The organism is uncultured Kiloniella sp. (assembly GCF_937128705.1).
Classification (GTDB): Bacteria; Pseudomonadota; Alphaproteobacteria; order Kiloniellales; family Kiloniellaceae; genus Kiloniella.
Genome location: NZ_CAKZMP010000130.1, coordinates 1 through 7,137, shown reverse-complemented (window position 1 = coordinate 7,137; position 7,137 = coordinate 1). Strand labels below are relative to the sequence as shown.

Below are 7,137 nucleotides of genomic sequence, written 5' to 3'. Positions count from 1 at the left end.
GCAAACTGTACTGCCGTAGGCGAAACCCAACGGATTGTGCCCGGCACTCTGGGTCTTTTTGCCCACCACCCCGCCAAAAGGATCACCACCAACCCTATAAGCATTATGACAAGGGTAAGAGTTAAATCAGGTCCGGGCATCTCGAAATCTTTGAACAGCGTAAAATCATATCTGTTCGATTTATTCCTCCCGCTCGGTGTTTACAAGACCTTACATCGCAAAGGGATGGAAAAGTCATTCACATACCCAAGACCATAATGGAGATAATCCCCCCGAAACATTCATACCTCCAAAAAAATGGGCCAGAAACGGGCAAGAAAAAGGGTAAAAAATACAAACAGACCGAATTAAAAACAAAAAAATAAGCAGCCCGGTTAAAGGCCACTTATCATCAATGGTTCATCATCTATAAAACTGATTCTAACAGCCCGGTATTATACTGACCCGTATCAGGCGGAATATTGCTGTAATTTTGTGACCAGATATTCAACTTCGTTTGGACTTAGCTCATCATCCGGTAACTCAAACACAGTCAACAAGCGTTCCAGCAGACGGCTGGCGAAAACCTCGCGATCATTGCCTTCGCCACTGTAATCCATATCCCGATAAAGCCTGATTGCCGCCGCGACAAAGGGGAAATAAGCCATCAACATACCAGCTTTTTTATAAAGAGACTTCAGGCCAAGCTGTCCGTCATCATGGATAAGAGCCTGCGCATTGGTAAGGCTAATCCCCGCCAATTCAGCCATGGCCGTTTCAAAGAACATCATGTCACCGGAACAAAGTGCCCGCAAAACCAGCGAAGGTGTCAGTTTGCCACCTTTATGAAGCTGCTTAACAAGTTTTTCCAACTCTTCCTGACTTGATCCCTCTTTCAAAAGAGACACCGTCGCACGTTCCCGAACCTGCAGTATTAGGTTAGCTGCCTGGTCATAATCCAGTTCGTGGCGACTGACGATATAATGTCTCAGCCGATCAGAAAGTGAATTCATAAGACGTTCAGAAACAGAGGCTGGTAAAGATGGTCGTCTGGAAAGAGAACCCGCAACGATCTCGCTTTCCTTGTAATCAGTCATCACACGGCCATACCCTTGTTCGGTTATTGCCGCACCTTCATTTGCAACCAGCTTTGCAACTGCGTTCTCATTACCAGTGTCGATAACAGCATCAGAGACAGCCTCGGAAACACTTGGACGCAAGGCAATTGCTTCCTGTTTCGCCGCACTTTCTGATTTAAGGATGTTAATCAGGTCTTCGTCAGAAAAAACATCAGAAAACTTGAGCACAGGCAAAGAAACCGATTCAACATCCGCAGCCATAGCAAGCGCGACATCTTTGGGAAGATCATCTGCAACTTTAAGAGAATTTGCCAGGGCTTCCCTGACAACAATTTCAGCATCTTTCACCAATGCCCGAAAGATCTCTTCCGCGACAGATTTCTCTTCCTCGGTAAAATCCTTTGCTTCAAAATGCGAAGCAACTTTGATTGTGGTCTCTGCCCTCACCTCTGGTGAAGAATTTGCCAATAATTTAGCTACATCTTGCTGCGTAAGACTCATGGTTCTCCAGCTTCTTTCAAACCGTTGGTTACTAATCCGGCATGGATTGATAACATTTCATGCATCATTATGGTCATAGCCAGTTAATTCATGCTTAATAAAAAAATAAAATACTGTTGATTTTTTATTTTCTTCGCTGACACATCAAACATTAAAAAAACAAAAAATAACCATTTAAAATCAATATTTTAAACAAATAACTCTAAAAATAAAAAGTCATTAAGTACTTAAAACTAATATATACCGATAAAAAATATCTTAAAAAGCAGAAGGCAATGCACTGTTCCAATCTGGCAACCCATAAGATTTCATAATCTCTGGAACACGGCCTGCTTGCACCAATTTCCGCATTTTTTGATCAAAATATTCCATAGCTTTGAGAACAAAAGCCCGTTTCTTTAAATCAGGAGTGAAAGCCATATAAACATTCGCTTTTGAAACACAGCCCGCAGGGACAATTTTATTTGCGTACCCTTCTTTCCCTAGCGCATAAATCGTTGAGTTATAGGTAAAAAGAAAACTATTTAACCTTCCCCCATCAACCATACGAAAGCTAAGAGGTAAGTAACGGGGACCATACGTTAAAAAATGAAAACCTTCTTTATTCTCAGCAATGAAATCATTTAATTCTTCAATAGATGTATCCTGGGCAATACCAATCATCTGCCCCTTTAGCGATGCTTTTCCCTGATAGGTCCAAGCCGATCCCCGCGACGCAAAAAAACACATCTTTTGGGCTCCAACTTCTTCTTTGGGATACAAAAGCTCTGGAGCTTCGGCTCTTGCAGGTGACAACAAAGCATGGACTTCACCCGTTCTGGCCATATGAATGGACCGTGACCAAGGATAGGTCACAACCTCTAATTCAAAAGGACTATCTGCAAAAATTTCTTTAACGGTGTCCATGATATACCCCTCTTGCTCACCCTCGGGGCAAAGCTGTGGGCACCAGTCAATAGACGCAACAACCAGCTTTTCTGGGTCATCAGGTGCAGAGGCAAACACAGGATAAAATCCTGACAGATATGCGAAAAGAAAAAACGCCGATATAAGTTTAAATATTGATCCAACAGGCATCAGCTAAAGCCACCCTGCAATGGGGAGAAAATCAATTCTCGTAAGAAAATAACAAGAAAAGCTATAACCATATTATTATCATACAATAACAGATGAAAATAGCTATGGAAAATTATCCCGATACTTCAATTTATTGAAATATGCCAATTGAATGGGATGTGCCGACTCAAGATAATTCTTACTTACCCCGTCATAAAAACATCATATCGCGTTGATTTTCCCATCAACTGATGCGATGGCTTTTTAATACCCGGCAGAGGGTCTGCCTTAGCTGGCCATTTAAGAACCACGCGTTTTTCTGCGACATCTAAAGCCGCTTTCACAAGTTCTTCGGCATCGGGATCAGCACCGACAAATTGGCGAAGTACACGCATCTCTTTTTTGACAAGCGCCTTGGTTTTTCGGGGGGGATGCATGGGATCAACCACAACAACGTCCGCAGACAAATCTGCTAGGAGTTCTTTCGCATCACCAAAAAGCAAGGTCATTCTGGCAGCAATATCCGCAACCTGCCCACCTGCAAAGTGCGCACGCTCCAGTCCTTCCGCTAACATTGCATGCACATCCACAGAGCGTTCAATCAATGTCACCTCTGCCCCCAGAGAGGCCAAAAGGAAAGCATCACGACCAAATCCGGCCGTTGCATCAATGACAGAGGGTGTTCTGCCCTTGGTAAAACCTGCTGCTTTGGGTAATGCCTGACCTCTGCCACCACCAAATTTCAGACGATGGCCAACCGCACCTCCGGTAAAATCACAGACCAAGCGATCTTCAAAAAAACCATCGCCTTCTGTTTCGGGTCCTGTGTCTTTTGCACGGCGTTTCATCAAAGCCCTTTGGGAACGTATGGGATAGAGAACAGATCAAGATACCTCTCTAACCCATCACACAAAAAGGGTAAAGCCATAACAGAAGATCGCACGAGCCCCGAAACCTATATCCTGAAACCTTCATATAGCAACACACTGGATAGCTGTATTAAAAGTTATTCGGCCCCACCCATCATCCTGTTGTGTAAAGAAAAACCTATTGTGTCGCGCCCTTGGCAATTTTCTCAAAAATACCATCAAGTTCTTTTGCCATGACATCCAAATCAGCAGAGTTATAAGGCGCAAAAACCGCTGTTGGCTTTCGGTAAGTTAAAACAGATGTTCCGTCGTTGCTTTCTGTCAGGTAGAACCGGATCGGTGCCTCAATACCAGCGGGAATAGATGCACTCAGCATACGCCGGGCAAAATCATTTCGGTAAACACCAACAACCAAGTTCCCGGGAATAGTGATTCCCGCATTGGCTGCCCCACCAGAAGCACTGGCACGAGTTACCAGTCCCATCTTATTATCTTTAATAGATGTCTTTAGGTCATCAGCAAGTTCACTGAAGGATTTCTCGCTCTTTACGACAACCATTCCATCATAGGGGTATCCCTGATCCGCTTGAGCTAGGGACACAACACTCCCGAACAGGACCATTGTCAAAAGAGGCAATGATTTTAAAATATATCCGATTAAACCGTAACGGCGTCTGATCAACTGACTTCTCCTACCCCAAAAACTGTTTTTAAAACTCACCCTGATAACGATATCGAATGTTTCAGGTAAGGTTCAACATCTGTCACCACAAGACATGATTACCAAATAATTATCTATCCGCCAGATAATGACTTATTCGATAGCAGCATAAGCCTTTTCGCAAAACAACAGTCCTCACCTCTTTGTGATCAAGTGCCCCTTAAACTCGCTGACTTATCGAATTTTGATCCGGGATCGGCAGTTTTTCTGTACTGTAAGATGAAGCTCTTGTTGCAGAATCATTGCATGTCCCGTGTAAGTTCTGCATAAACATCCGTGTTATTAATAGGACATCGACCAAAGCCTTCCATTCGAAGCAACACAAGACCAGTGAATAAGGGAACCATAAAGACCATGAGCATCAATTTGAAAGATCACATCCGGGAAGTTCCTGATTATCCCAAACCCGGTATTCTTTTCTATGACATCTCTACCCTTTTGGCCCATGCAGAAGCTTGGCACGAAACCATCGAACGACTGGCCCTTGTGATTGAAAAGGAAAAGCCTGATGTTCTTGCTGGCATTGAATCTCGTGGCTTCCTGCTTGCTGCCCCACTGGCAATGCGTCTGGGCATGGGCTTTATGATGATCCGCAAGAAAGGTAAATTGCCGGGCAAAACCATTCCATATACCTACGACCTGGAATATGGCACGGATACAATCGAAATTCAGGAAGATGTCATCAAACCCGGTCAGCGCGTTGTTATGCTTGATGATCTACTGGCAACTGGCGGTACTATGGAAGCTGCTGTCGCCCTTATGCAACAAGCTGGTGCCGATGTACGCAGAATTGCCTGTATTATAGAGCTAAACTTCCTCAAAGGCCGGGAAAAGCTTGGCGGGATACCTGTGACGTCCCTCATTCAATACGACGACTAAACAAGCGTGAAGAGATTAACTCTTCAGGCCCTATTATCCCTTTAGACTCCTGCCTGTGACCGATAAGGTAGCGGGGGCAGTTCAAAGATTATTCTGTCCCCTCGCAAACAATAACGCCTTAGAGAACCACACGCTCAACAAAAGACATACTTTTATTTTTCATCCACGAACGTCTGGTACGTGCTTCAAGCTTCACAAATCAGATTTTTGTTCGATCAAAAGGGTGAAAGGCTTTGTTGTTCATCTTCAGTGGAACAAAAACCTTCAGCAAAAGCCAACAGTTCCAAATCAGACCCATGCGCCCCCATCAACGAGAGCCCAAGCGGGCAACCATCAACTGTTGCCAGTGGCATCGTAATCTGTGGATTGCCGGCTAAACCAGATGCAGAGGTCAGCGACAAGATCTTGGATCTGTGTGCATTCAACACATCCGGATCTTCCTTAATTCGCGGTGCGATACCGGGCGCAGATGGCAGACAGACAACGGTCTTGGCGGGGATAAGAGCTTTCATACGCGCCTTAAACAGGGATCTTTTCTCAAGTGCATCACGTACCTGTTCATCGGTGATTGTTTTGCGCCAATCCATCCGCTGTTGAATGTCCGGTCCCATCTTGGGCTTTACACGGTCAAACCATTCCCCATGGGTGTCCATGACTTCACGACCCTGAGTAATCTGGAAAAGAGTTGCCAACCCCTGTAATCCTTTTGATAGATACTCATCGAAACCGATTGCGTGAAAATTATCAGGGTTGAGGGAAACATATTCTGCTTTTCCCAAGCGCTGTTCAAGCCGTTCCAAATGCGGTTTGAGTGCAGCACGTGACTTTTCATCCAGCATGTCAAAGGCATCAACAGCAACCAAAAGCTTATCCGGCATTGCATCCTGATCAGCCTTCGCTTCCATCAAGACTTCGCCCACCAAATTAAGCAACCAAGCATCACGGGCGAACCAACCGACGGTATCAAAGCTATCGGCCAAAGGAAGAACACCCTCTTTGCTTATTCGGTCATGTGTCGGGCGCAAGCCAAACAAACCACAATAGCTGCCCGGTATGCGAATAGAGCCCCCCGTATCTGATCCCAGCGCAAAATCAACCAATCCCCCTGCCACCGCAGAGGCTGAACCACTTGATGACCCACCGGGAATACGGCCGGGTGCTTCGGGATTTGCAGGCGTTCCATAGTGATAGTTCTGTCCATCGAGACTACTGGCGAACTCATCAGTAATGGTCTTACCAATGACCATGGCCCCGGCATCCAGCAGTTTTTGTACCACAAAAGCATGCTTTTTTGACGGACGTCGGCGGCTTTGCCAATCTGGGTTGCCATAGCCGGTCACATATCCTTCGAGGTCATAGATATCCTTGACCGCAAAACCAAATCCTTTCAAGGGTCCCTTCTCGGCCCCCTCAAAGGTCATATTGCCACCGGGAACAAAAGCACCAAGGCTATCGAACATTCCAACCGTTCCTTCTTCACTCATCTCTGTTTAAATGAGTTACCTTTGAAAAGGCATCACTGCAAGTAACGTCTGTCGGCGTATAATTTTATATCTGTTTGGAATCTTCGTTTTCTTCTGGTTCCGGTGTTTCATCCAGATCTTCCCAGTCGTCTTTTTGTTTACGGCGGATGATGATATCGCCGTTTTCAGTAATAACGGGCATTTCGTATTGCGGGATGGAATCAATCACAAGACTGAGAGATTTCATCATAAGCTCAAGACTTTCCCGCGCCAATTCACCCGGATTGTCTTCTTCCTGTGCCCAACTTTTCTGAGCAAACCCAGTTGAAAGCATAAGGCCGCCAACAACAGCGAGTGACAGAGAAAGCTTTTTAAAGTTTACGTCAAAACGCGTGTCCGACTTCTGAATGTTCTTTGTCACGAGACCGTCCTCTTTGTGCTGTATCATTTTTGATAAAGGCCTGCATAAAAAAATCTATGGACCATTATTCACCTACATAAACATATAATTCTGGCGAAAGTCTGACAGTATTGGGATTTTTACGTACAGCTCTCAGCAGTTATCCCTGTTAGTAGTGTAACAACTCATC

Annotated in this window: 7 protein-coding genes; 1 reads left to right on the top strand and 6 read right to left on the bottom strand. The window is 45.0% G+C overall.

What is annotated here, in order from left to right:
• Nucleotides 1-449: 449 nt before the first annotated feature.
• The 4 genes from Q0241_RS07370 to Q0241_RS07355 all read right to left on the bottom strand — a co-directional run bounded on the left by Q0241_RS07370 (nt 450) and on the right by Q0241_RS07355 (nt 4,166).
• Entirely contained in the window at nt 450-1,559 is a 1,110-nt protein-coding gene (locus Q0241_RS07370; protein WP_299375405.1) for a DUF2336 domain-containing protein, read from the bottom strand.
• A gap of 258 nt (nt 1,560-1,817) precedes the next feature.
• The gene (locus Q0241_RS07365) at nt 1,818-2,564 is read right to left on the bottom strand and encodes a transporter substrate-binding domain-containing protein (RefSeq protein WP_299375402.1); all 747 of its coding nucleotides are present in this window, start codon (nt 2,562-2,564) and stop codon (nt 1,818-1,820) included.
• A gap of 254 nt (nt 2,565-2,818) precedes the next feature.
• Nucleotides 2,819-3,463 (bottom strand): class I SAM-dependent methyltransferase, encoded by a 645-nt coding sequence (locus tag Q0241_RS07360; RefSeq protein ID WP_299375399.1) that lies wholly within the window; start codon nt 3,461-3,463, stop codon nt 2,819-2,821.
• Nucleotides 3,464-3,662: 199 nt separating this feature from the next.
• Nucleotides 3,663-4,166, bottom strand: coding sequence for a DUF302 domain-containing protein (locus tag Q0241_RS07355; protein ID WP_299375396.1), 504 nt, complete (start codon nt 4,164-4,166; stop codon nt 3,663-3,665).
• 399 nt (nt 4,167-4,565) lie between these two features.
• On the opposite strand from Q0241_RS07355, the gene Q0241_RS07350 reads away from it, so the two are divergent.
• Entirely contained in the window at nt 4,566-5,084 is a 519-nt protein-coding gene (locus Q0241_RS07350) for an adenine phosphoribosyltransferase (RefSeq protein WP_299375408.1), read from the top strand.
• Between the two features lie 215 nt (nt 5,085-5,299).
• Here the strand turns inward: Q0241_RS07350 and Q0241_RS07345 are convergent, their stop codons facing one another.
• The gene (locus Q0241_RS07345; RefSeq protein ID WP_299375393.1) at nt 5,300-6,544 is read right to left on the bottom strand and encodes an amidase; all 1,245 of its coding nucleotides are present in this window, start codon (nt 6,542-6,544) and stop codon (nt 5,300-5,302) included.
• A gap of 88 nt (nt 6,545-6,632) precedes the next feature.
• Complete coding sequence (locus tag Q0241_RS07340) at nt 6,633-6,968, bottom strand: hypothetical protein (protein ID WP_299375390.1); 336 nt, start codon at nt 6,966-6,968, stop codon at nt 6,633-6,635.
• Between the last annotated feature and the right edge of the window lie 169 nt (nt 6,969-7,137).

Bases quoted from the DNA above. Each gene is read 5' to 3' on its own strand.
- Q0241_RS07370 (WP_299375405.1), bottom strand. From the start codon at position 1,559: ATGAGTCTTACGCAGCAAGATGTAGCTAAATTATTGGCAAATTCTTCA.
- Q0241_RS07360 (WP_299375399.1), bottom strand. From the start codon at position 3,463: ATGAAACGCCGTGCAAAAGACACAGGACCCGAAACAGAAGGCGATGGT.
- Q0241_RS07345 (WP_299375393.1), bottom strand. From the start codon at position 6,544: ATGTTCGATAGCCTTGGTGCTTTTGTTCCCGGTGGCAATATGACCTTT.